The sequence below is a fragment of the Streptomyces sp. NBC_01476 genome (genome assembly GCF_036227265.1).
Lineage (GTDB): Bacteria > Actinomycetota > Actinomycetes > Streptomycetales > Streptomycetaceae > Actinacidiphila.
Window position 1 is genome coordinate 1728629 of record NZ_CP109446.1, and the last position, 22644, is coordinate 1751272.

At 73.9% G+C, this 22644-nt stretch carries 19 protein-coding genes and 1 riboswitch; of the genes, 12 read left to right on the forward strand and 7 right to left on the reverse strand.

The annotated features are described in order from the left end of the window. Window positions 1-12: 12 nt before the first annotated feature. On the reverse strand, window positions 13-516 hold the full coding sequence (locus tag OG552_RS07590; protein WP_329130537.1) for an Asp23/Gls24 family envelope stress response protein: 504 nt from the start codon (window positions 514-516) through the stop codon (window positions 13-15). A gap of 133 nt (window positions 517-649) precedes the next feature. Between OG552_RS07590 and OG552_RS07595 the strand changes: the two genes are divergently transcribed. Beyond that, window positions 650-1402, forward strand: coding sequence for a nucleopolyhedrovirus P10 family protein (locus tag OG552_RS07595; RefSeq protein WP_329130538.1), 753 nt, complete (start codon window positions 650-652; stop codon window positions 1400-1402). A 28-nt stretch (window positions 1403-1430) separates the two neighbouring features. Here OG552_RS07595 and OG552_RS07600 read toward each other — a convergent pair whose 3' ends face one another. From OG552_RS07600 to OG552_RS07610, 3 genes are all read right to left on the reverse strand, one after another. After that, window positions 1431-2222, reverse strand: coding sequence for an enoyl-CoA hydratase/isomerase family protein (locus tag OG552_RS07600; protein ID WP_329130539.1), 792 nt, complete (start codon window positions 2220-2222; stop codon window positions 1431-1433). Between the two features lie 85 nt (window positions 2223-2307). Then, a complete protein-coding gene (locus tag OG552_RS07605) occupies window positions 2308-2529 on the reverse strand; it encodes a helix-turn-helix domain-containing protein (protein WP_177246478.1) in 222 nt (73 codons plus the stop codon). A gap of 422 nt (window positions 2530-2951) precedes the next feature. After that, window positions 2952-4550 carry an ABC-F family ATP-binding cassette domain-containing protein gene (locus OG552_RS07610; protein WP_329130546.1) on the reverse strand — a complete coding sequence of 533 codons (1599 nt, stop codon included), beginning with the start codon at window positions 4548-4550 and terminating at the stop codon, window positions 2952-2954. A 206-nt stretch (window positions 4551-4756) separates the two neighbouring features. On the opposite strand from OG552_RS07610, the gene OG552_RS07615 reads away from it, so the two are divergent. Further along, the gene (locus OG552_RS07615; RefSeq protein ID WP_329130548.1) at window positions 4757-5167 is read left to right on the forward strand and encodes a VOC family protein; all 411 of its coding nucleotides are present in this window, start codon (window positions 4757-4759) and stop codon (window positions 5165-5167) included. 16 nt (window positions 5168-5183) lie between these two features. Here OG552_RS07615 and OG552_RS07620 read toward each other — a convergent pair whose 3' ends face one another. The 3 genes from OG552_RS07620 to OG552_RS07630 form a co-directional block, all read right to left on the reverse strand. Beyond that, entirely contained in the window at window positions 5184-6584 is a 1401-nt protein-coding gene (locus OG552_RS07620; RefSeq protein WP_329130550.1) for a hypothetical protein, read from the reverse strand. Between the two features lie 75 nt (window positions 6585-6659). Beyond that, window positions 6660-7775, reverse strand: a complete 1116-nt coding sequence (locus OG552_RS07625) for an alpha/beta hydrolase (RefSeq protein WP_329130552.1) — start codon at window positions 7773-7775, stop codon at window positions 6660-6662. Window positions 7776-7934: 159 nt separating this feature from the next. Further along, window positions 7935-8705 carry a class II aldolase/adducin family protein gene (locus OG552_RS07630; protein ID WP_443070886.1) on the reverse strand — a complete coding sequence of 257 codons (771 nt, stop codon included), beginning with the start codon at window positions 8703-8705 and terminating at the stop codon, window positions 7935-7937. Between the two features lie 105 nt (window positions 8706-8810). On the opposite strand from OG552_RS07630, the gene OG552_RS07635 reads away from it, so the two are divergent. The 10 genes from OG552_RS07635 to cobM all read left to right on the forward strand — a co-directional run bounded on the left by OG552_RS07635 (window position 8811) and on the right by cobM (window position 22640). Then, window positions 8811-10043 (forward strand): inorganic phosphate transporter, encoded by a 1233-nt coding sequence (locus OG552_RS07635; RefSeq protein WP_329130556.1) that lies wholly within the window; start codon window positions 8811-8813, stop codon window positions 10041-10043. A 19-nt stretch (window positions 10044-10062) separates the two neighbouring features. Then, the gene (locus OG552_RS07640; RefSeq protein ID WP_329130558.1) at window positions 10063-10260 is read left to right on the forward strand and encodes a hypothetical protein; all 198 of its coding nucleotides are present in this window, start codon (window positions 10063-10065) and stop codon (window positions 10258-10260) included. 120 nt (window positions 10261-10380) lie between these two features. Beyond that, window positions 10381-10510: riboswitch (cobalamin riboswitch) on the forward strand. A 138-nt stretch (window positions 10511-10648) separates the two neighbouring features. After that, window positions 10649-11647: a cobalamin biosynthesis protein gene (locus OG552_RS07645; protein WP_329130560.1), complete on the forward strand. Its 999-nt coding sequence runs from the start codon at window positions 10649-10651 to the stop codon at window positions 11645-11647. After that, window positions 11644-13149: a cobyric acid synthase gene (locus OG552_RS07650; RefSeq protein WP_329130561.1), complete on the forward strand. Its 1506-nt coding sequence runs from the start codon at window positions 11644-11646 to the stop codon at window positions 13147-13149. Before OG552_RS07645 ends, OG552_RS07650 begins: the two co-directional genes overlap by 4 nt. Beyond that, complete coding sequence (gene cobN, locus OG552_RS07655; protein WP_329130563.1) at window positions 13146-16850, forward strand: cobaltochelatase subunit CobN; 3705 nt, start codon at window positions 13146-13148, stop codon at window positions 16848-16850. The genes OG552_RS07650 and cobN overlap by 4 nt, the downstream gene beginning before the upstream one ends. A 106-nt stretch (window positions 16851-16956) precedes the next feature. Continuing rightward, window positions 16957-18984, forward strand: a complete 2028-nt coding sequence (locus OG552_RS07660) for a putative cobaltochelatase (protein ID WP_329130565.1) — start codon at window positions 16957-16959, stop codon at window positions 18982-18984. Next, window positions 18984-19580, forward strand: a complete 597-nt coding sequence (gene cobO, locus OG552_RS07665) for a cob(I)yrinic acid a,c-diamide adenosyltransferase (RefSeq protein WP_329130567.1) — start codon at window positions 18984-18986, stop codon at window positions 19578-19580. Before OG552_RS07660 ends, cobO begins: the two co-directional genes overlap by 1 nt. After that, window positions 19577-21118, forward strand: coding sequence for a cobyrinate a,c-diamide synthase (locus OG552_RS07670; protein WP_329130569.1), 1542 nt, complete (start codon window positions 19577-19579; stop codon window positions 21116-21118). Before cobO ends, OG552_RS07670 begins: the two co-directional genes overlap by 4 nt. Further along, window positions 21103-21843: a precorrin-2 C(20)-methyltransferase gene (gene cobI, locus OG552_RS07675; RefSeq protein WP_329130571.1), complete on the forward strand. Its 741-nt coding sequence runs from the start codon at window positions 21103-21105 to the stop codon at window positions 21841-21843. Before OG552_RS07670 ends, cobI begins: the two co-directional genes overlap by 16 nt. Further along, the gene (cobM, locus tag OG552_RS07680) at window positions 21840-22640 is read left to right on the forward strand and encodes a precorrin-4 C(11)-methyltransferase (protein ID WP_329130573.1); all 801 of its coding nucleotides are present in this window, start codon (window positions 21840-21842) and stop codon (window positions 22638-22640) included. The genes cobI and cobM overlap by 4 nt, the downstream gene beginning before the upstream one ends. The last annotated feature ends 4 nt before the right edge of the window (window positions 22641-22644 follow it).

Consider the following 22644-nt stretch of genomic DNA (forward strand, 5'->3'; position numbering starts at 1 on the left):
TCGGGTGTCCGGCTACTGGACCCGCGACTCACGGTCGTCCTCGTCCTCTTCGTCGGGGAGTTTCACATCGCCGACGGCGACATTGACCTCGACCACTTCGAGACCGGTCATCCGCTCCACCGCGGCGATCACGTTCTCCCGCACCGCGCGCGCGACTTCGACGATCGAGACGCCGTACTCGACGACGATGTCCAGGTCGAGCGCCGTCTGCACCTCGCCGACCTCGGCCTTGACGCCGCGGCTCACCGAGGTCCTGCCGCCGGGCACCCGGTCGCGCACCGCACCGAAGGTACGGGACAGACCGGTGCCCATCGCGTGCACCCCGACGACATCGCGCGCGGCGAGGCCGGCGATCTTCTCCACCACGCCGTCGGCGATGGTGGTGCGGCCGCGCGTGGCCGGATCACCGAGGGCCTTGCGACCGGACACGCCGGTGCTGCCCTTGTCCAAGGTCCTGCCCTCGGTGGAGTATGACGGGCCATCCGGTTCCGGCCTGCCCTGCTGCGCGTCCGTCATCGCGAGTCGTCCCTTCGTCTGGGTCGTGCGTGTCCCACACTAGGTGGGCGTTCCCCGAAGCGCTCAGGGGATGCGGCCGAAGGGTACCGCCGACCCCCCGGATGAGTGGTCGGCACTGGGAAGGCGATGCCGGATGACCATGGACCGACTGACCCGCACCGTACGGGAGCAGGTTGCCCTGGGCCGGCTTCTTCCGCTCGGCGGGCCCGACGACCCGGTGTGGATCACCGAGAACGCCGCCGTGCTGGCGCTGCGCGGTGCCGCCGACGGGATGCGCGGGGTACGGCTGCGGGATGTCGATGTGGTGCTGGTCGACGCCGGCGGCGCGCCCAGCGTACCGCCCGCCGCTCCGGTGGGCGCGCTGCCGCATCTGCCGGTGCGCATCGAGGCGGAGTTCGACGCGGCGGCCGACGAACCGCTGCCGGTGACCGCCGAGCGGCTGCGCGATGTGCTGTGGGAGGCGGCCGGGCCCCGGCTCGGCCTGGTGGTGGCCGCGGTGGACCTCCAGGTGTCCGGGCTGCTGGACGACGGGCCGCCGGCGCCGGGCGGCCCGCTGGAGGGCAGGGTGCTCGACCCGGAGCCGGAGCCCGGCCCGGCGCTGGTCGAACCCGGCAGCGCGGAGGCCGTCGCCGCTGCCGCCCGCGCGGTGCCCGGGGTGCGGCGCCTGACCCGCCGGCTGGCCGGCCTCGGCCCGGGCATCCGGGTGCGTGACGACACCGCCGAGGGCCGGTCCCCGTCCCGCCACGTCCAGGCCCAGATCGCCACCGGCCCCGGGCACCTGCCGCTGGCCGTCGCCCGCGCGGTGGCCGTCGCGATCGCCGACGCGGCGGCGCCCGGTGCGCCGGGCCCGGTGACGTCGGCGGTGGTGGTCACGGACGTGGGCTGATCCGCCGCGGCGGGCGCGGGGCAGCGCCCTACTCCCCCACCCCGGCCAGGTCCCGCAGCCGGCGGCCCTGGGCCGCGCGCTCGGCGGCGTACTGGGCGGCCTCGGGCGTCGTCACGGCGGAACGGAGCAGCGCCTTGGTCTCGTTGACCGCGTCACGCGGGGGCGCCAGGAGGGCGGCGGCCAGGTCGGCGACGGCCGCGTCGAGGTCGGCGGCGGGGACCACGAGGTTGGCCAGGCCGATCCGTTCGGCCTCGGGGGCGTGCACGTAGCGGCCGGTCGCGCAGATCTCCAGCGCGCGTCCGTAGCCGACCAGCGCGACGAGCGGCTTGGTGCCGGTGAGGTCGGGGACCAGGCCGAGACTGGTCTCCCGCATGGCGAACTGCGCGTCGTCGGCGCAGATCCGCAGGTCGCAGGCGAGCGCGAGCTGGAAGCCGGCACCGATCGCGTGTCCCTGGACAGCGGCGACCGTGATCAGATCGGTGCGCCGCCACCAGGTGAAGGCCTCCTGGTACTGGGAGATGGCCGCGTCGAGCTCCGCGTCGGAGCCGCGCGCGAGGTCCAGGAACGAGGGCTCGCCGTCGAAGCCCTCGGGCGTGAACGCCTGCCGGTCGAGCCCCGCGGAGAAGGACGCGCCTTCGCCGCGCAGCACCACAACGCGCACCTGCCCCGGCACCAGCCGCCCCGCTTCGGTCAACGCCCGCCACAGGGCGGGCGTCTGCGCGTTGCGCTTGGCCGGATGGCACAAGGTCACCGTCGCGACAGCGTCATCGACGGTGAGCCGGACCCCGTCACGTTCGAGCAGGGTGTTCTCTTCGGGCATCGGGAACCTCCGAGCGGACCACGGACATGATTACCGAAGAGTAACCATGCCGGTCCGGCGGAGGGGCCCCGGCCCTGTGCGGGGATCAGGCCGCGGTGGCCTTCTTGCCCCGTGTCGCCCCGCCGCGACCACGCAGGGTCACGCCGGACTCGCTGAGCATCCGGTGCACGAATCCATAGGAGCGGCCGGTCTCTTCGGCCAGCGCCCGGATACTCGCGCCGGAGTCGTACTTCTTCTTCAGGTCTGCCGCGAGCTTCTCGCGCGCGGCGCCGGTTACCCGGCTGCCCTTCTTCAGAGTCTCGGCCACCCGTGCCTCCTCTAGGGAAGTGCGCTGTCGAACTCTCATGATCACCCCTAAGCGCCTTCCTGGCCACCCATTCGACAAGGTCCATCACGCGACATTCGCAAGGTGAATGCCCCGATAGCGCCCGCGGAACGGGGGAGGCGGGGAATTTACGGGCGGGAAATTCCGGCCGCGGAACGGTTTGGCCGGAATACCGGCAGGTCAGCAGTGGTCGGTAAGGAGTTTGCCGACATCACACCACTGATCACCTGGCGCCCCGGGCGCCACCGGCGTCAGGCGGCGCCGGTACCAGGGCGACTCATGCAGATGAAGGATCTTCGATGGGCCGAATGATCCAATCCACATGATCATCCGACCGGACGGGCCGCGGCGGGGCCCCGCGAACGCCCCGGGCCGCGCCCGGGGCGGCCCTCAGGCCGGCCCGCTCAGGCCAGCGCCACCAGGTCGACGTAGTCCTGTCCCCACAGGTCCTCCACGCCGTCGGGGAGCAGGATGATCCGCTCCGGCTGCAGCGCCTCGACCGCGCCCTCGTCGTGGGTCACCAGCACCACCGCGCCGGTGAAGGAGTGCAGGGCGCTGAGGATCTCCTCACGGCTGGCCGGGTCGAGGTTGTTGGTGGGCTCGTCGAGCAGCAGCACGTTCGCACTGGAGCAGACGAGTGAGGCGAGCGCCAGCCGGGTCTTCTCACCGCCGGAGAGGACCCCCGCGGGCTTGTCCACGTCGTCGCCGGAGAAGAGGAAGGAGCCGAGGATCTTCCGGATCTCCACCAGATCGGTGTCCGGGGCGGCGGAGCGCATGTTCTCCAGCACCGTCCGCTGCGGGTCGAGCGTCTCGTGCTCCTGCGCGTAGTAGCCGAGCTTGAGACCGTGGCCGGGGGTCACCTCACCGGTGTCGGGCTTCTCCACCCCGGCCAGCAGCCGCAGCAAGGTGGTCTTGCCGGCGCCGTTGAGGCCGAGGATGACCACCCGGGAGCCGCGGTCGATCGCCAGGTCGACGTCGGTGAAGATCTCCAGCGAGCCGTACGACTTGGACAGGCCCGAGGCCATCAGCGGGGTCTTGCCGCAGGGCGCCGGGTCCGGGAAGCGCAGCTTGGCGACCTTGTCGGAGGCGCGGACCGCTTCGAGCCCGGAGAGCAGCTTCTCGGCGCGGCGGGCCATGTTCTGCGCGGCGACCGTCTTGGTGGCCTTCGCACGCATCTTGTCGGCCTGCGTATTCAGCGCGGCGGCCTTCTTCTCGGCGTTGGCGCGTTCCCGCTTGCGGCGCTTCTCGTCGGCTTCCCGCTGCTGCTGGTAAAGCTTCCAGCCCATGTTGTAGACGTCGATCTGCGAACGGTTGGCGTCGAGATAGAAGACCTTGTTGACGACCGTCTCGATGAGCGCGACATCGTGGGAGATGACGATGAATCCGCCGCGGTACGACTTCAGGTAGTCGCGCAGCCAGGCGATGGAGTCGGCGTCCAGGTGGTTGGTCGGCTCGTCGAGCAGCAGGGTGTCGGCGTCCGAGAAGAGGATCCGGGCCAGCTCCACGCGGCGCCGCTGACCACCGGAGAGGGTGTGCAGCTGCTGGCCGAGCACCCGGTCGGGCAGGCCCAGCGCGGCGGCGATGGTGGCGGCCTCGGCCTCGGCGGCGTAACCGCCCTTGGTGAGGAATTCCGTTTCCAGACGCGAGTATTTCTTCATCGCGTTTTCCCGGGTGGCGCCTTTTCCATTGGCCATCCGCTCCTCGTTCTCCCGCATCTTGCGCAGCACGGTGTCGAGGTCGCGGGCGGACAGGATGCGGTCGCTGGCGAGGGTCTCCAGGTCGCCGGTGCGCGGGTCCTGCGGCAGGTAGCCGACCTCACCACTGCGGGTGACGCTGCCGGCGGCGGGCTGGCCCTCGCCGGCCAGCACCTTGGTGAGGGTGGTCTTGCCGGCTCCGTTGCGGCCGACCAGGCCGATGCGGTCGCCCTTGGCGACACGGAAGGAGGCGGACTCGATGAGGACGCGGGCGCCGGCGCGCAACTCGATACCGGTGGCAGTGATCACGGGAAAAGCTCCAGGGCGGGACGGGCGACGGTCAGGGGGCGTCGAGGTCGTACGCCGCGGCTAATCGAGGAGGAAAACTGCCATGCCGCCAGTCTACTGGCGGCCGGCAACCGGTTTACTGTCCGGCGGGCCGCCGGGCGGGGCCACGGGCGGGCGGCCACGGCCTCGGAGACGCGGCTGTGAGCCGAATCACAGACAATGGGGCCATGACGAACAAGCTCAGCGTGTACCCCACTCTGCGGTATCAGGACGCCAGAGCCGCCATCACGATGCTGAAGGACGCGTTCGGCTTCACCGAGGTCGCGGTGTACGAGAACGAGGACGGCACCGTCGCGCACGCCGAACTCGCCTACGGCAACGGGATGGTGATGCTCGGCACGGCCCGCGCCGAGGGCCGGTTCGGTGAGCTGGCCAGGGACCTGGGACCGGTCTCGGTGTACGTGGCGGTCGAGGACGCGGACGTGCACCACGCCCGTGCGGTGTCGTACGGCGTGAAGGTCGTGATGCCGCTCACCGACCAGGAGTACGGCTCACGGGACTACATCGTGCGGGACGCGGAGGGGAACCTGTGGACCTTCGGCACCTATGCGCCGGAGCTGCCCGGACAGAACAGCTAAGCCTCTGCCCGCCGCGTCACGCCTCGCCGGTGTGCACCTGGAACGCCGCCCGGCGCATCGCCTTGGCCACCGCCGGGTCCGGGTGGGCCGCGGCCAGCGCGACCAGCACCTGGACGGTCCGCGGGTGCCCGACGTTGCGGACCTCCTCCAGCAGGCCGGGGACCGAGCCCTGCACGGCCGTCTCCAGATGGCTCACCAGCAGGTGGTCCTCGCCGTGGTCGGCGACGGCCGCCGCGGTGTCCACCCAGAGCCAGGTGGCCTCCTCCCGGGTGAGCAGCGCGGTGGCGTCGTCCGGGTCGCTGCCGCCGAGCTCGGCGAGCCACAGCACCGCGTACGGGCGCAGCACCGGCTCGTCCACTCCGGCGCGTACCGCCGCCTCGGCCGGGTCGCCGACGACCCGCAGCGCCTCGAAGGCCAGGCCCCGCAGCAGGGCGTCGTCGCCGCGCGCGGTGTCCAGCAGTTCCGCGACGGCGGGGGCGACCGGGCGGGCCGCGAGCCAGGCGCGGTACTCGGCGCGGGCCGGGCCGGGCGAGAGCCGGGCGCAGGCGCGCAGCATGGTCTCCGCGGACTGCTCCATGTGCCCGGCCGGCCCCTGGGCGGCGACGCAGATCTGCTCCAGTTTCACCCAGACCGCCCAACTGCCCAGCTCGGTCAGCGCCACCTCGTCGGGCCGGTGCCGGTCGCGCGGACGCAGCGCGCCGACGAGGGCGGCGGCGTCCAGGATCCAGTCGAGCAGCGCCGGCAGCGGGTCGTGGGCTCCGTCGGTGGGCGGTTCATGGCGTTCCGACCGGAGTTCCGCGACGCGCTGGCGCAGCAGGTCCAGCAGGGTGTCGATCGGCACCGGGCCGTTCGACAGGTGCAGAAAGGAGAGCAACTGCGGTGCGGCCTCGATGACTTCGGCGACCAGCGCCGGGTCGGTGCCGTCGGTTTCCGGAGCCGCGGGGGCCGCGGGGGCGGTGCGGTGCGGCAGGAAGGGGTGGGCCAGCGACCAGGCGTCGAAGAGCGCGACCCAGCCGCGCAGCACCGCGGTGTCGTCGTTGTCCCAGGCGCGCAGCCGCCAGCCGGGCCGGGCGGCGCCGCCGTGCAGTTCGATCAGGCCGGCCAGCCGCGCGCGGTCCCAGGCGGCGCGGATCTGGCCCGGTGTCAGGTCGAGGGCGGCGGCGGCCTCTTTGAGGACCGGGTCGTCGAGTATGCCGGTCGGGCCCGCGGTGCCGGGGCCGGTGCCGGCCCAGCGGGCGAGCCGTACGGCGTCGTCGAGTTCGACCCGGGCCAGCCGGGCGAGATCGGGCACCGAGGGCGTGCCCTCGGGCGGGCGCGGAGGCCTGGGCCTGCGCGTCGTGGCGGTCCGGCGGGCGGCGGTGAGCGGCCGGCGGGGGACGAGGCGGAGCGGAGTGTCTCGCGGGCTACGGGACGTCACTGGAGCAGTCTCGCTTCTCAGGGCCCGGAATCCCAAACGGAGCGGGATATGGAGCGCTCGGCGGGCCGGAGCCGCTCACATGAGCGGGGTCAAAAAGCGCCGCAGGGTCTCCTCGTAGCCGTGCGGGTCGACATTCCACATCGCGGTGTGCGGGGCGTCGGGGACCCGGTGCAGGGAGACCACGTCGGGCCGCCGCGCGGCGAGTTCCCGGGTCGCGTCCCAGGAGGCGAAGGTGTCGTCCGGGCCGTGCACGAGGAGGGTGGGCACGGTCAGTTTTCCGGGGTCCGTGGCCTCGGCGTGGTGGGTGGCCCGCAGTCCGGTACGGCCCTCGGCGGCGCGTACGGCGAGCGGGGTCAGCGCGGCGGGCAGCCGGTGCTGGGTGACCGCGGCCTTCACCGTCGACCGCCAGTCGAGCACCGGCGAGTCCAGTACGAGCCCGGCGACCCGGTCCCGTACCGGCGACTGCTGGGAGGCGCGCAGCGCCATGGTGGCGCCGGTGGACCAGCCGTAGAGCACGATCCGGCCGGCGCCGTGGTCCACGGCGTACCGCATGGCCGCGTCCAGGTCGCGCCACTCGGTGTCGCCGAGGTGGCCGAGCCGGTCGGGAGAGGCGGGGGCGCCGGGGTCGTTGCGGTAGCTGACGACCAGGACGGGGAGGCCGAGGCGGTGCAGGGTGGGCACCATGTTCAAGGTGGCCTCGCGGGTGAACCCCACTCCGTGCACGGCGATCACCCAGGTGGTGCGGGTGGCGGGCACGAACCAGGCGGGCAGCGGCCCGAGTTCGCCCGTCACCTGGACCTCGGTGTACTCCAGCGCGAGGGCGCTGCCCGGGTCACCGGTATAGACCTGTGGGGTGATCCGGACGAAGGTGTCGCGGCCGAGCGCGCCCTTGTCGACCCGCAGCAGCCGCCGGGTCACCGTGTGGGCGTCCCCGTCGACCACCCGGCCGACGGTGGCGTGCACGCCGATCCCGGTCAGTCCGTACACACCGGGCCTCGCGGACGCCTCGGTGCGGTCCAGGACCACCTGGTCGCGGCCGATGGAGCGGACCCGGATCAGGCCCCCGGGGGCGGGCCCGGCGACCGACGGTTTGAGGGCGAACGCCGACCCGTACCGGCCCGCCGCCAGAGCGGCCGTACCGGCACCCACCAGGGCGATCGCAGCCACGGCTGCCACGTTTCGTAGGCGCATCGCCTTCCAGTGTGGGCGGTCGGCGGCGGACCTGCCAGGGGAGGACCGCGGTTGGGTGACGCGGGCGGATCCGGGGAAGGATTCGCTGATTGGGTGGGTTCCGCGCCGGTCCCGGACCGGGCCGGCGGCCTCGATCCCGGCGGTGGCTCCCCAGGGCCTTCAGCGCTGCCCGTAGCCCTTGAGCTTGGCGGCGACCCTGGTCATGTCCCGGTGCGAGAGGGTGCGCGGGGAGCCGGTGTCGGTGGCGGACCTGGCCATCAGCCAGACCCGGCACATCCACTCCAGCTGGGCGGTGTGGTCGTAGGCCTGGCCGAGGCTGTCGCCGTACACCAGGGTGCCGTGATTGCGCATCAGGCAACCGGTGCGGTCCCGCAGCGCCTTGAGCACCGAGCGGGCCAACTCCTCGGTGCCGTACAGCTCGTAGCGCGCCACCTGGATCTGACCACCCATCACCGCGGCCATGTAATGGACGTTGGGCAGCTTGTCGACGAGGGTGGACACGGCGGTGGCGTGGGGCGCGTGGGTGTGCACGATCGCGCGGGCCGGGGTCTCGCGGTATACGGCCAGGTGCATCGGCAGCTCGCTGCTGGGGGTGAGCGTCCCGCGCAGCTGCCGCCCGTCGAGGCCGACCGCCACCACCTCCCCGGGACCCAGCCGGTCGTACGGCACCCCGCTCGGGGTGATCAGCACCAGGTCGCCGACCCGGGCCGACACATTGCCCGAGGTGCCGACCACCAGCCCGTCGGCGACGCTGCGCCGGGCCGTGGCCAGCAGGTCCGACCAGGTCTGTTCCACCGCGTCCTGCACCGTCGGCCACCTCGCTCGTCCGTCGTGGTTCGTCTCGCTCGCTGCCGCAGAGGCATTATGCGCGGCGGCCCCCGTACACCACGGCGCCCGGTGGCGGCCGTCCGGCGTTATCGCACCGTTCATGGCCGATTCACGTCAGCACCGTGAGTACGCTGACAGTTAACCTCCCGTTCACCAATGATCCGTACGGTCAGCTCGCCCCTGCCCAACCGAACGAATCCTGGGTCCATGGAACACATCACGCTCCTGATCGGAATCGTGATCGTCACCGCACTCGTGTTCGACTTCACGAACGGTTTCCACGACACCGCGAACGCGATGGCCACCACCATCTCGACCGGTGCCATGGGGCCCCGGGTCGCGGTGGGCATGTCCGCGGTCCTCAACCTGGTCGGTGCCTTCCTCTCGGTCGAGGTCGCCAAGACGATCTCCGGCGGCATCGTGGACGAGTCGGCCGGCATCAGACCCGAGGTGATCTTCGCCGGGCTGGTCGGGGCGATCCTGTGGAATCTGCTGACCTGGCTGGCCGGCCTGCCGTCCAGTTCCTCGCACGCCCTCTTCGGCGGCCTGATCGGCGCCACCCTCGTCTCCGTCGGCACCCACGGGGTGAACGGCGACGCGGTCGTCATGAAGGTGCTGATCCCGGCGGTGGCGGCGCCCGTCGTGGCCGGTCTGGCCGCGATGCTCGCCACCCGTCTCAGCTACCGGCTCGGCCGCAGGGCCGACCCCGGGGCGACCGCCAAGGGGTACCGGGCCGGGCAGATCGCCTCCGCCGCCCTGGTCTCGCTCGCCCACGGCACCAATGACGCGCAGAAGACCATGGGTGTCATCACCCTGGCACTGATCACCGGCGGCGCCATCGCCCCGGACTCCGACCCGCCGCTGTGGGTCATCGTCACCGCGGGCAGCGCGATAGCGCTGGGCACCTATCTCGGCGGCTGGCGGATCATCCGCACCATGGGCCGCGGGCTCACCGACATCGAACCGCAGCAGGGCTTCAGCGCGCAGACCGGCGCGGCCGTCACCATCCTCACCTCCTCCCACCTCGGGTTCGCCCTGTCCACCACCCAGGTCTGCTCGGGCGCGGTGCTCGGCGCGGGCGTGGGGCGGCGCGGGTCGGTGGTGCGCTGGGGCACCGCAGGCCGGATGGTCGTGGCCTGGGGCCTCACCCTGCCCGCCGCGGGACTGGTCGCCGCGGGGGCCGCGCTGCTGGCGGACCGCGGGAACTGGGGTATCGCCGCGGTCGCGGTGATCGGCCTGGCGGGCTGCGCGGCGGTGTGGGCGGCGTCCAGGCGCCGGCCGGTCACCTACGCGAACGTCAATGACGTGGCGGCCACGGAGCCCGCGCGGCTTCCGGTGGCGCCCACCGCCGCCGCCCCGCTGCCGGCCGCCGGGTCCGCGGCGATCGCGGCGGTCATCCCGCCGCCGGCCACCCCCACCACCACGCCGACCACGGCCTGAACCGCTGAGGACCCCTGTTATGAGCATCGACTGGCACGCCCTCGGCAGCGTCTTCGCCGTCACCCTCGTCGCCACCGTCGGCCTGGTCGGCGTCTTCACCCTCGGCGTGGTCGGCCTCTCCCGGCAGACCGCGGCGCTCACCCGTACCGGCGCCTGCCTGTGCTTCGCCGCCTGCGCGGCGGCGGTCGGCTACGGCATCGACCTGATCGTCTCCTGACCCCCCGGCCGGCGCGGCCGGCGCGTGTGCCGCTCACCACACTCCGTCCCCGCAGGTCAAGGGCAGGTTGACGGGCTTTGGCGGGCGTGGTGAACTGCCGGGAGCCATACGGCGGCAGGAGAGGAAGTCCGGTGCGAATCCGGCGCGGTCCCGCCACTGTCACCGGGGAGTGCACTCCCAACCCGAACGTCACGGCCGGCTGGTCCGGCTGGAAGACCGGGAGTGCGTTGATCCGGGAGCCAGGAGACTCTCACCGCCGGTCACGTCGAGCCAGGGCGCGGACCCTGAGTGAGGACCCATGCCATGCCCGGCACGCGCGTACGCGAACGTCTCTGTGAACGGCCTTACGGTCCTTTTCCCGCCCGGAGCGTGACGGCGGTCTGAGCTGATGCGTGCCGATCGCGTGTTCGCGTACGGTGCCACGCTCGGCTTTCTCGGCGATCTCGTCGCGGGCGACCCGCGCCGCGGCCACCCGGTCGCGGGGTTCGGCCGGGCGGCGGGCGCGCTGGAGCGCCGGATGTGGCGGGACGACCGCGGCAGCGGCGCGGCCTTCGCCGCGCTGAGCTTCGGCGGGGCGCTGGGCTGCGCCGCGCTCGCCGGGCGGGCGCTGCGCGGCTCCCCTGTGCTGTCGGCCGGGCTCACCGCGCTCACCACCTGGTCGGTGCTGGGCGGTACGTCGCTGGCCCGCGAGGCGCGGCTGGTGGCGGCGGCGCTGGAGGCGGGGGATCTCGCGGCGGCCCGGCGGCGGCTTCCGCATCTGTGCGGACGGGACCCGCAGGGGCTGGACGCCGACGGGATCGCCCGGGCGGTGGTCGAGTCGGTCGCCGAGAACACCTCGGACGCCGTGGTGGGGGCGCTGGTCTGGGGCGCCCTCGGCGGGGTGCCGGGACTGGTGGGCTTCCGCGCGGCCAACACCCTGGACGCCATGGTCGGCCACAAATCCCCCCGCCATCTGCGCTTCGGCTGGGCCGCGGCCCGCCTCGACGACGTGCTGGGCTACCCGGGGGCCCGCCTCACCGCCTGCCTCGCGGTGCTGGCCGGGGGCGCGCCCCGCGCCGCGCTGCGCACCTGGCGGCAGGACGCCCGCCGCCATCCCAGCCCCAACGCGGGCCCGGTGGAAGCCGCGTTCGCCGGCGCCCTCCGGCTCCGCCTGGGCGGCACCCTGTCCTACGCGGGCCGCACCGAGCACCGCCCGGTCATGGGGGCCTGCTTCTCCCCGCCCGGCCCGCCGGACATCGAACGCGCCGTCCGCCTGTCCCGGCGGGTCAACGCCCTTGCCCTGGCCGTCTGCGTCGCCGCCTCCGCGGTCGCCGGCCGCCGCAGGTCCGGCCGGCCGGGGTTCGCCGCCGTGCCGGCACGGCCGCGGCAGCGAGGGGGCATCCGGTGAAGGGACTGCTGATCGCCGGTACGACCAGTGACGCCGGCAAGAGCGTGCTCACCGCGGGGATCTGCCGCTACCTGGTCCGCCAGGGCGTGCGGGTCGCCCCGTTCAAGGGCCAGAACATGTCGCTGAACTCCTTCGTGACGAAGGAGGGCGCCGAGATCGGCCGGGCGCAGGCCATGCAGGCGCGGGCCGCCCGGGTGGAACCCACCGCGCTGATGAACCCGGTGCTGCTCAAGCCCGGCAGCGACCGGAGCAGCCAGGTGATCGTGCTGGGCACGGCGGTCGGCGAGCTGAGCGCCCGCGGCTACCACGGCGGCCGGCAGGCCGAGTTGCTCGACACCGTGGTGGGGTGCCTGGAGGAGCTGGGGGCCGCCTACGACGCCGTGATCTGCGAGGGCGCCGGCAGCCCCACCGAGATCAATCTGCGCCGCACCGACATCGTCAACATGGCCCTGGCCCGCCGCGCCCACCTGCCCACCCTGGTGGTGGGCGACATCGACCGGGGCGGGGTCTTCGCCTCCTTCTTCGGCACCACCGCCCTGCTCTCCCCCGCCGACCAGGCCCTGATCTGCGGCTATGTCGTCAACAAATTCCGCGGCGACCCGGCCCTGCTCCAGCCCGGCCTCGACATGCTGCGGGGGCTCACCGGCCGCCCCACCCTCGGCGTGCTGCCGTACACCCACGGGCTCGGCATCGACGAGGAGGACGGCCTGCGGGTGTCGCTGCGCGGCGCCGTCCGCGCGTCGGTGGTGGCTGCCCCGCACGGCCAGGACCTGCTGCGAGTCGCGGTCGCCGCGGTCCCCCTGATGTCCAACTTCACCGACGTGGATGCCCTCGCCGCGGAACCGGGCGTCGTCGTCCGGTTCGTGGACCGCCCGCAGGAGCTGGCGGACGCCGACCTGGTGGTGCTGCCCGGCACCCGCGGCACTGTCCGCGCGCTGGAATGGCTGCACGCCCGGGGCCTCGCCGACGCGATCCGGCGGCGTGCCGCGGAGGGCCGCCCGGTGCTCGGGGTGTGCGGCGGCTTCCAGATGCTCGCCGAACGCATCGACGACGACGTGGAGTCGAGGGCGGGTACGGTCCCGGGCCTCGGACTGCTGCCGGTGCGGGTCAGGTTCGCGGCCGGCAAGACGCTGGCCCGGCCGGTGGGCAGCGCCTACGGCGAGCCGGTGGCGGGTTACGAGATCCACCACGGGGTGGCCGAACTGCTCGGTGGCGGCGAGGAGTTCCTGGACGGCTGCCGGGTCGGCGCGGTCTGGGGCACGCACTGGCACGGTTCGCTGGAGAGCGACGCCTTCCGCCGGGCGTTCCTGCGCGAGGTGGCGGCGGTCGCCGGCCGGCGGTTCGTACCGGCGCCGGACACGTCCTTCGAGGCGCTGCGCGAGGCGCAGCTGGACCTGCTCGGCGACCTGGTCGAGGAGCACATGGACACCGCCGCACTGCTGCGGCTCATCGAGGACGGCGCGCCCGCCGGCCTCCCCTTCATCGCACCGGGGGCACCATGACCACCGTTCTGCTGCTGTCCACCGCCGACACCGACCTGCTCGCGGCGCGGGCCGCCGCCGGAGCCGCGTACCGCATCGGCAACCCCTCGCGGGTGGACCCGGACAGCGAACTGCCGGCCCTGCTGGACGGGGCGGACCTGGCGGTCGTCCGGCTGCTGGGCGGGCGCCGCGCCTGGGAGCGCGGTCTTGAGGTGCTGGCCGCCTCGGGCGTGCCGACGGTGCTGCTGGGCGGCGAGCCGGTGCCCGACGCGGAGCTGATGGCGCTGTCGTCGGTGCCGGCCGGCGTCGTCGCGGAGGCGCTGCGCTATCTGGTGGCCGGCGGTCCCGGCAACCTCGCCGAACTCGCCCGTTTCCTCTCCGACACCGTGCTGATGAGCGGGGAGGGCTTCGAACCACCGCACGCCATGCCGGAGTTCGGCCGGCACGGGTCCTTCGCCCAGCGGGACGGCCGGCCGACGGTCGCGGTGCTCTTCTACCGGGCACACGAACTCTCCGGCAACACCGGCTTCGTGGAGACCCTGTGCGAGGCGATCGAGGCGAAGGGCGCCAACGCGCTGCCGGTGTACTGCGGTTCGCTGCGCGGCCTGGCGGAGACGCAGCGGACGGCGGAGGCCGCGTCCGACGGGGCACCCGACGGCGACGGCCTGTACGACCTGCTGGGCCGGGCCGACGCGATCATCACCACAGTGCTGGCGGCGGGCGGCACGGTCGCGTCCGAGGCGAGCGCGGGCGGCGACGACGAGACCTGGGACATCGGGGCGCTCGCCGACCTCGACGTGCCGGTCATCCAGGGGCTGTGCCTGACCTCCTCCCGCAAGACCTGGCAGGAGTCGAACGCGGCCCTGTCCCCGATGGACGCGGCGATGCAGGTGGCGATCCCGGAGTTCGACGGCCGGCTGATCACCGTGCCGTTCTCCTTCAAGGAGACCGGCGAGGGCGATGTGCCGGTGTACGTGGCCGATCCGGAGCGCGCCGCGCGGGTCGCCGGGATCGCGGTGCGGCACGCGGCCTTGAAGTACACCCCCAACGCCGAGAAGAAAATCGCCCTGGTCTTCACCGCGTACCCGACGAAGCACTCCCGGGTCGGCAACGCGGTCGGCCTCGACACGCCCGCCTCCGCCGTCCGGCTGCTGCACGCCCTGCGCGCGGCGGGGTACACCACCGGTGATTTCCCCGACGACGGCGACGAGCTGATCCACCGGCTGATCGCGGCCGGCGGCCACGACGTGGAGTGGCTGACCGAGGAGCAGCTGGCCGCCGCGCCCGCCCGGGTGCCGGTGGCCGACTACCGGCGCTGGTTCGGCACGCTGGACGAGGAGTTGCGGGCCGGCATGCTCACCCACTGGGGCGAGCCGCCCGGTTCGCTCTACGTGGACGGCGAGGACATCGTGCTGGCGTCCCTGCGGTTCGGCAATGTGGTGATCATGATCCAGCCGCCGCGCGGCTTCGGGGAGAACCCGATCGCGATCTACCACGACCCCGACATGCCGCCCTCGCACCACTACCTGGCCTCGTACCGCTGGCTCGACCACACCTTCGGCGCCGACGCCATCGTCCACCTCGGCAAGCACGGCACCATGGAGTGGCTGCCCGGCAAGGGACTCGGCCTGTCCGCGGGCTGCGCGCCGGACGCCGTACTGGGTGAACTCCCCCTGGTCTACCCGTTCATCGTCAACGACCCGGGCGAGGGCACCCAGGCCAAGCGGCGCGGCCACGCCACCGTGGTGGACCACCTGGTACCGCCGATGGCCCGCGCCGACTCCTACGGCGACCTGGCGAAGCTGGAGCAACTGCTCGACGAGTACGCCATGGTGAACGATCTCGACCCGGCGAAGGCGCCGGCGATCCGCAGCCGGATCTGGACCCTGGTGCGGGCCGCCGAACTCCACCACGACCTGCACGTGGACGAGCAGCCGGGCGAGGACGACTTCAGCGACTTCGTGCTCCATGTGGACGGCTGGCTCTGCGAGATCAAGGACGTCCAGATCAGGGACGGCCTGCACATCCTGGGCGGCGGCCCGGTGGCCGAGGCGCGGGTCAACCTGGTGCTGGCGGTGCTCCGTTCGGCCCAGGTGTGGGGCGGCGTCGGGGCCGCGCTGCCCGGGCTGCGGGCGGCGCTCGCCGAACGGTTCGGGCTGGTGGAGAAGGAGTTGCTGGCCGAACCCGGCGCCCGGGTCGCGGTTCCGGAGGCACTGACCGCCGTCGCGGAAGGACCCGCGCGGACCGCCTCGGACACCGTCGACCTGCTGGAGCAGGTGGCCCGGCGGCTCGCCGAGGCGATGGAGGCGGCCGGCTGGGCGCCGGGCGCCGCCCCCGGGGTGGTCTCGGACGCGCTGGGCGGACTCGACGTGCCGGACGCGGTGCGGGTGCTGGAGTTCGCGGGCACCGAGGTCGTACCGCGGCTGGCGCGTACCACCGACGAGATCGACCACATCCTGCGGGCGCTGCGCGGCGGTTACGTCCCGGCCGGCCCGTCCGGCTCGCCCACCCGCGGGCTGGTCAACGTGCTGCCCACCGGCCGCAACTTCTACTCCGTCGACCCCAAGGCGATCCCCTCCCGCCTCGCCTGGGACGTCGGCACCGCGCTGGCGGACTCGCTGCTGGCCCGGCACCTCGCCGACACCGGCGCCTATCCGAAGTCGGTCGGGCTGACCGTCTGGGGCACGTCCTGCATGCGCACCCAGGGCGACGACATCGCGGAGATCCTGGCACTGCTGGGCTGCCGCCCGGTGTGGGACGACGCGTCCCGGCGGGTCACCGGCTTCGAGGTGATCGGGGCCGCGGAGCTGGGCCGCCCCCGGATCGACGTCACCGTCCGCATCTCCGGCTTCTTCCGTGACGCCTTCCCGCATGTGGTCGCCCTGGTGGACGACGCGGTCCGCGCGGTCGCCGAACTCGACGAACCCGCCGAGGTGAACTACGTCCGCGCGCACGCCGACGAGGACACCCTCGCGCACGGCGACCGCCGCCGGGCCACCGCGCGCGTGTTCGGCTCCAAGCCGGGCGCGTACGGGGCCGGTCTGCTGCCGCTGATCGACGCGCGCAACTGGCGCTCCGACGCGGACCTCGCCGAGGTCTACGCGGTCTGGGGCGGTTACGCCTACGGCCGCGGCCTGGACGGGCGGGCCGCGCGGGGCGACATGGAGGCGGCGTTCCGGCGGATCCAGATCGCGGCGAAGAACGTCGACACACGCGAGCACGACATCGCCGACGCGGACGACTACTTCCAGTACCACGGCGGCATGGTGGCGATGGTCCGGCACCTGACCGGGACCTCACCGGAGGCGTACGTCGGTGACAGCGCGCTGACCGACCAGGTGCGCACGCGGACCCTCGGGGAGGAGACGCACCGGGTGTTCCGGGCGCGGGTGGTCAACCCGCGCTGGATGGCGGCGATGCGCCGGCACGGCTACAAGGGCGCCTTCGAGATGGCGGCGACCGTCGACTACCTCTTCGGGTACGACGCGACGGCCGGCGTGGTGGACGACTGGATGTACGAGAAGCTCGCCGCCGAGTACGTCTTCGACCCGGAGAACCAGGAGTTCATGAAGCGGTCGAATCCATGGGCGCTGCGGGGGATTTCCGAGCGGCTGCTGGAGGCGGCGGACCGCGGCCTCTGGGAGAACCCCGACCCGGCCACGCTCGACCGCCTCCGCGAGATGTATCTCGCCCTCGAAGGCGATCTGGAGGGCGACGCGTGAACCGCCGTGCCACGAACCGACGTTCCACCACCGCCGCCCCAGGCGCCGCGTACGCCGCGGGCAGGACCGCGGACACGTGCCGTACTACGGAAGGCGAGGACCGATCGTGAGCAGCCCGTACCCGTTCAGTGCCCTGGTGGGCCAGGAGGAGCTGCGGCTCGCGCTGGTGCTCAACGCCGTGAGCCCCGCGGTCGGCGGCGTGCTGGTCCGCGGCGAGAAGGGCACCGCGAAGAGCACCGCGGTCAGGGCCCTGACCTCGCTGCTGCCGGCGGTCACGGTCGTCGCGGGGTGCAGGTTCAGCTGCGACCCCGCGGCCGCGGACCCGCACTGCCCGGACGGCCCGCACGACCCCGCCACCCGGGGATCGGAGCGGCCCGCGCGGATGGTGGAGCTGCCGGTCGGCGCCTCCGAGGACCGGCTCGTCGGCGCCCTGGACATCGAACGCGCCCTGTCAGAAGGCGTGAAGGCCTTCGAACCCGGCCTGCTCGCGGCGGCACACCGCGGCATCCTCTACGTCGACGAAGTGAACCTGCTCCACGACCACTTGGTCGACCTGCTGCTGGACGCCGCCGCGATGGGGGCGAGTTACGTCGAGCGGGAAGGCGTCTCCGTACGGCACGCCGCACGCTTCCTGCTGGTCGGCACGATGAACCCCGAAGAGGGCGAACTGCGCCCGCAGTTGCTGGACCGCTTCGGCCTGACCGTGGAGGTCGCGGCCTCCCGGGAGACCGACGAACGGGTGGAGGTCGTCCGCCGCCGGCTCGCGTACGACGCCGATCCGGCGGGCTTCGCGGCGCGGTGGGCCGCCGAGGAGGAAGCGGTAAGGGACCGGATCGCCGCCGCCCGGCGGCTGCTGCCCGATGTGCGGCTCGGCGACAGCGCGCTGCGGCAGATCGCCGCCACCTGCGCCGCCTTCGAGGTGGACGGCATGCGCGCCGACATCGTGATGGCGCGTACCGCCACCGCGCTGGCCGCCTGGGCGGGCCGTACCGTCGTACTCGCCGAGGACGTACGCCGGGCGGCGCTGCTGGCGCTGCCGCACCGGCGCCGCCGCAACCCGTTCGACGCGCCCGGCCTGGACGAGGAGAAGCTGGACGAGACGCTGGAGCGGGAACGCGGCGAGGGCGACGGCGAAGGCGACGACGATCCGGACCCCGGTCCCGGCGGCGGGCCCGAGGGTCCGGGCGGCGGCCCGCGCGACGGTGACGCGCCGCCCCAGGACGGCCCCCGCCCCGGCCCCGGCACCGCCGGCGAGGACCCCGCCGGAGGCCAGGCCGGACCCGGCGGCCCCGGCGCCGCCCCGGAAGGACAGCCGCCCGCCGCCGCGGCCGACCCGTACAGGACCCGTCCCCTCACCGTGCCCGGCCTCGGTGAGGGCGCGGCCGGCCGGCGGTCGCGGGCCCGTACCGCGCACGGCCGTACGACCGGGGCCAGGCGCCCCGGCGGAGCGCTCGGCAGGCTGCACCTGGCGGCGACGATCCAGGCCGCGGCGCCGTACCAGCGGGCCCGTGGCCGCAGCGGGCCCGGTCTGGTGGTGCGCCGCGACGACCTGCGGCAGGCCGTCCGGGAGGGCCGTGAGGGCAATCTCGTCCTCTTCGTCGTGGACGCGTCCGGCTCGATGGCGGCGCGGCAGCGCATGGGCGCCGTGAAAGGCGCGGTGCTGTCGCTGCTGCTCGACGCGTACCAGCGGCGGGACAAGGTCGGGCTGATCACCTTCCGGGGCAGCCGGGCCGACCTGGCGCTGCCGCCGACCTCGTCGGTGGACACCGGCGCCGCCCGGCTGGAGAAGCTGCCCACGGGGGGCCGCACCCCGCTGGCCGCGGGGCTGCTGAAGGCACACGAGGTGCTGCGGGTCGAGCGGCTGCGGGACGCCTCGCGCCGGCCGCTGCTGGTCGTGGTGACCGACGGCCGGGCCACCGGCGGCCCGGAGCCGGTGGCTCACGCGGCGCGTGCGGCGCGGCTGCTGGCCGCCGCCGGGACCGCGGCGGTGGTGGTGGACTGTGAGTCGGGCCCGGTGCGGCTCGGGCTGGCGGGCGCGCTGGCCGGGGAGCTGGGCGGACTCGCCGTCACGCTGGGGGAGTTGCGGGCGGACGCGGTGTCCGCACTGGTCAAGGACGTACGGAGGGCAGCCTGATGCCGCAGGGACAGCCTGCCGCGGTGCCCGACGACGGACTGACGACCCGGCAGCGCCGCAACCGGCCGCTGACGATCGTGCACACCGGCATCGGCAAGGGCAAGTCGACGGCTGCCTTCGGGCTCGCCCTGCGGGCCTGGAACCAGGGCTGGCCGGTCGGGGTGTTCCAGTTCGTCAAGTCGGCCAAGTGGAAGGTCGGTGAGGAACGGGCGCTGCGGGTCCTCGGCGCCTCCGGCGAGGGCGGCACGGTCGCCTGGCACAAGATGGGCGAGGGCTGGTCGTGGGTCCAGCGCTCGATCGAGGACAGCCAGGAGGCGGCGCGCGAGGGCTGGGCACAGGTCAGGCGCGATCTGGCCGCCGAGACCTACCGGCTGTACGTACTGGACGAGTTCGCGTACCCGATGCACTGGGGGTGGGTCGACACCGCCGAGGTCGTGGCGGTGCTGCGGGACCGCCCGGGCACCCAGCATGTCGTGATCACCGGCCGCAACGCGCCGCCGGAACTGCTCGGCGCGGCCGACCTCGTCACCGAGATGTCGAAGGTCAAGCACCCCATGGACGTGGGCCAGAAGGGCCAGCGGGGCATCGAGTGGTGACGCCGATCCCCCGCCTGGTCATCGCCGCGCCCTCGTCCGGCAGCGGCAAGACCACCGTCGCCACCGGGCTGATGGCGGCCTTCGCCGGACGCGGCCTCGCCGTCTCCCCGCACAAGGTGGGCCCCGACTACATCGACCCCGGCTACCACGCCCTGGCGACCGGCCGCCCCGGCCGCAGTCTCGACGCCTGCCTCTGCGGCCCGGAGGCGATCGCGCCGCTCTTCCTGCACGGCGCCGCCGGCTGCGAACTGGCGGTCGTGGAAGGCGTGATGGGGCTCTACGACGGTGCGTCGGGCCAGGGCGAACTCGCCTCAACCGCCCAGGTGGCCAAACTCCTGCGCGCGCCCGTGGTGCTGGTGGTGGACGCCTCCTCCCAGGCGCGCTCGGTGGCGGCGCTCGTGCACGGCTTCGCCTCCTGGGACCCCGGGGTGCGGCTGGCCGGCGTCATCCTCAACAAGATCGGCTCCGCGCGGCACGAGGCGGTCCTGCGGGGCGCGCTGGACGAAGGAGGGGTCCCCGTCCTGGGGGCGCTCCACCGTACGGACGCCCTGCACGTCCCCTCCCGCCACCTCGGCCTCGTCCCGGCGGCGGAACGCGCCGCGCAGGCGCGCGCGTTCGTCGGCGCGGCGGCCGACCGGGTCCGCGCGGCCTGCGACCTCGACGCCCTCCTGACCCTGGCACGGTCGGCTCCCCCGCTGCCGGAAGAAGCCTGGGACCCGGGCGCCGCCTTGTCCCGGGCGCACGCCCAGGCCGCTTCCGGCCCGTCCCTGCCGGCCTCCCGGCGGGGCGGAGGGGTCGCGTATACGGTGGCCGGCGCGCCGGGACCGGCCGCGGGGACCGGGCACAGCACGGCGACGCCGCCGCACCCGGGCGACGAGGCCGAGGACAGCGCGACCCCGGCGCCGCACCCGGCCGGAGGCCGCCGGGCGCACCGGGCGCCGGTGGTCGCTGTCGCGACCGGCGCGGCGTTCACCTTCGCCTACCCCGAGCAGACGGAGCTGCTCACCGCCGCGGGAGCGGACGTCGTGCCGTTCGACCCGCTGTCGGACGACGCCCTCCCGGAAGGCACCGCCGGTCTCGTCCTCGGCGGCGGCTTCCCCGAGGTCCACGCGGGAGAGCTCAGCGCCAACACCGCGCTCCGCGAGGAGATCGCCGCCTTCGCGGGCCCGATCGCCGCCGAGTGCGCCGGCCTGCTCTACCTGAGCCGGTCCCTGGACGGCACCCCGATGTGCGGCGTGCTCGACGCCACCGCCGCCATGACCGGCCGCCTCACCCTCGGCTACCGCGAAGCCGTCGCGCTGAGCGACAACCTCCTGGCGCCGGCCGGCACCCGCCTGCGCGGCCACGAATTCCACCGTACCCGGGTGACCCCGGCCGAAGGCCCCAGCCCGGCCTGGGGTTTCACCCGTCCCGAACGCCGTACCGAGGGCTTCGCGGAGAAGAACGTGCATGCCTCCTACCTGCATGTGCACTGGGCCGCCGAGCCCTCCCTGGCCCGGCGCTTCGTCGAGAGGTGTGCCGCATGGACATGCGACTGACCGGGGTCGGGGTCGGCCCCGGCGACCCGGAACTGGTGACGGTGAAGGGCGTCAACGCCCTGCGTGCGGCGGGCGCGGTGGTCGTGCCGGTGATGGACAGCGGCGAACCGGGCCGGGCGGAGGCGACCGTACGCCACTACGTCGACGCCTCCCGCGTCGTCCGGGTCGTCTTCGCGCTGAACGAGCGCACGGACCGGGCCCGGCGCGAGGCCGCGTGGGACGCGGCGGGTGCCCGGGTGGCCGAACTGCTGCGCACGCACCGCACGGTGGCCTTCGCGACCATCGGGGACCCCAATGTGTACTCGACCTTCACCTATCTCGTCGGCACGGTCGGCGGACTGCTGGGCGCCGGCGAGCCGTTGGCGGTCGCGACGGTGCCGGGCATCACCGCGATGCAGGATCTGGCCGCCCGCAGCGGCGCCGTACTGACCGAGGGCACCGAGCCGTTGACGCTGGTGCCGGTGACGGCCGGAGCCGCGGTGCTCAAGGACGCGCTGCGGGGGCCCGGCACGGTCGTGGCCTACAAGTTCGGCCGGCACGCGGCCGAGGTGGCGGCGGCGCTGCGGGCCACCGGGCGGATCGAGGGCGCGGTGTGGGGCAGTTCGCTGGGGCTGCCGGAGGAGTCGATCCGGGCGGCGGCCGAACTGCCCGACGGGCCGCTGCCGTATCTGTCGACGCTGATCGCGCCCGCGCGGCGCGACGGCGGCCGGGGAGGAAAACTGTGAGCGGCAAGGTGACGATCGTGGGCGCGGGTCCGGGGGCGGCCGATCTGCTGACCTTCCGGGCCGCGCGGGCCATCGCCGTGGCGGACGTGGTGATCTGGGCGGCCAGTCTGGTGCAGGCCGAGGTGCTGGAGCACGCCCGCGAGGGCGCGGAGATCCTGGACTCGGCGACGATGTCGCTGGAGGACGTGGTGGCCGTCTACGAGCGGGCCGGCCGGGAGGACCTGCGGGTGGCGAGGATCCACTCCGGGGATCCGGCGCTGTGGGGCGGTACGCAGGAGCAGGTCGACCGGTGCGCGGAGCTCGGCATCGCGGTGGAGATCGTGCCGGGGGTGTCGTCGTTCTCCGCGGTCGCGGCGCTGGCCGGACGGGAGTTGACGATTCCCGAGGTGGCGCAGTCGGTGATCCTGACCCGGCTGGGCGGTGGCAAGACGCCGATGCCGCCGGGTGAGGAGGTGCGGGAGTTCGCCCGGCACGGGACGACGATGGCGCTGTTCCTCTCGGCTGCCAGGTCCGGGCAGCTGGCCGCGGAGCTGCTGGAGGGCGGCTACCCGTCGGACACACCGGCGCTGATCGCCCATCAGGTGACCTGGCCGGAGGAGCTGCTGCTGCACTGCACGGTCGGGACGCTCGAAGAGACCGTCAAGGCCCACAGGCTGTGGAAGCACACGCTCTTCCTGGTGGGTCCCGCGCTGGCGGCCTCCGGCACCCGGTCGCATCTGTACCACCCGGGGCACTTCCACGGCTTCCGGCGGGCCGATCCGGCCGCCCGGCGAGAGTTGCGCACGTCCCGTGGCTGAGCCG

Coding starts and splice junctions, on each gene's coding strand:
- OG552_RS07590 (WP_329130537.1), bottom strand. CDS start 516: ATGACGGACGCGCAGCAGGGCAGGCCGGAACCGGATGGCCCGTCATAC.
- OG552_RS07595 (WP_329130538.1), top strand. CDS start 650: ATGACCATGGACCGACTGACCCGCACCGTACGGGAGCAGGTTGCCCTG.
- OG552_RS07600 (WP_329130539.1), bottom strand. CDS start 2,222: ATGCCCGAAGAGAACACCCTGCTCGAACGTGACGGGGTCCGGCTCACC.
- OG552_RS07615 (WP_329130548.1), top strand. CDS start 4,757: ATGACGAACAAGCTCAGCGTGTACCCCACTCTGCGGTATCAGGACGCC.
- OG552_RS07625 (WP_329130552.1), bottom strand. CDS start 7,775: ATGCGCCTACGAAACGTGGCAGCCGTGGCTGCGATCGCCCTGGTGGGT.
- OG552_RS07630 (WP_443070886.1), bottom strand. CDS start 8,705: ATGAACGGTGCGATAACGCCGGACGGCCGCCACCGGGCGCCGTGGTGT.
- OG552_RS07635 (WP_329130556.1), top strand. CDS start 8,811: ATGGAACACATCACGCTCCTGATCGGAATCGTGATCGTCACCGCACTC.
- OG552_RS07640 (WP_329130558.1), top strand. CDS start 10,063: ATGAGCATCGACTGGCACGCCCTCGGCAGCGTCTTCGCCGTCACCCTC.
- OG552_RS07645 (WP_329130560.1), top strand. CDS start 10,649: ATGCGTGCCGATCGCGTGTTCGCGTACGGTGCCACGCTCGGCTTTCTC.
- cobN (WP_329130563.1), top strand. CDS start 13,146: ATGACCACCGTTCTGCTGCTGTCCACCGCCGACACCGACCTGCTCGCG.
- cobO (WP_329130567.1), top strand. CDS start 18,984: ATGCCGCAGGGACAGCCTGCCGCGGTGCCCGACGACGGACTGACGACC.
- cobI (WP_329130571.1), top strand. CDS start 21,103: ATGGACATGCGACTGACCGGGGTCGGGGTCGGCCCCGGCGACCCGGAA.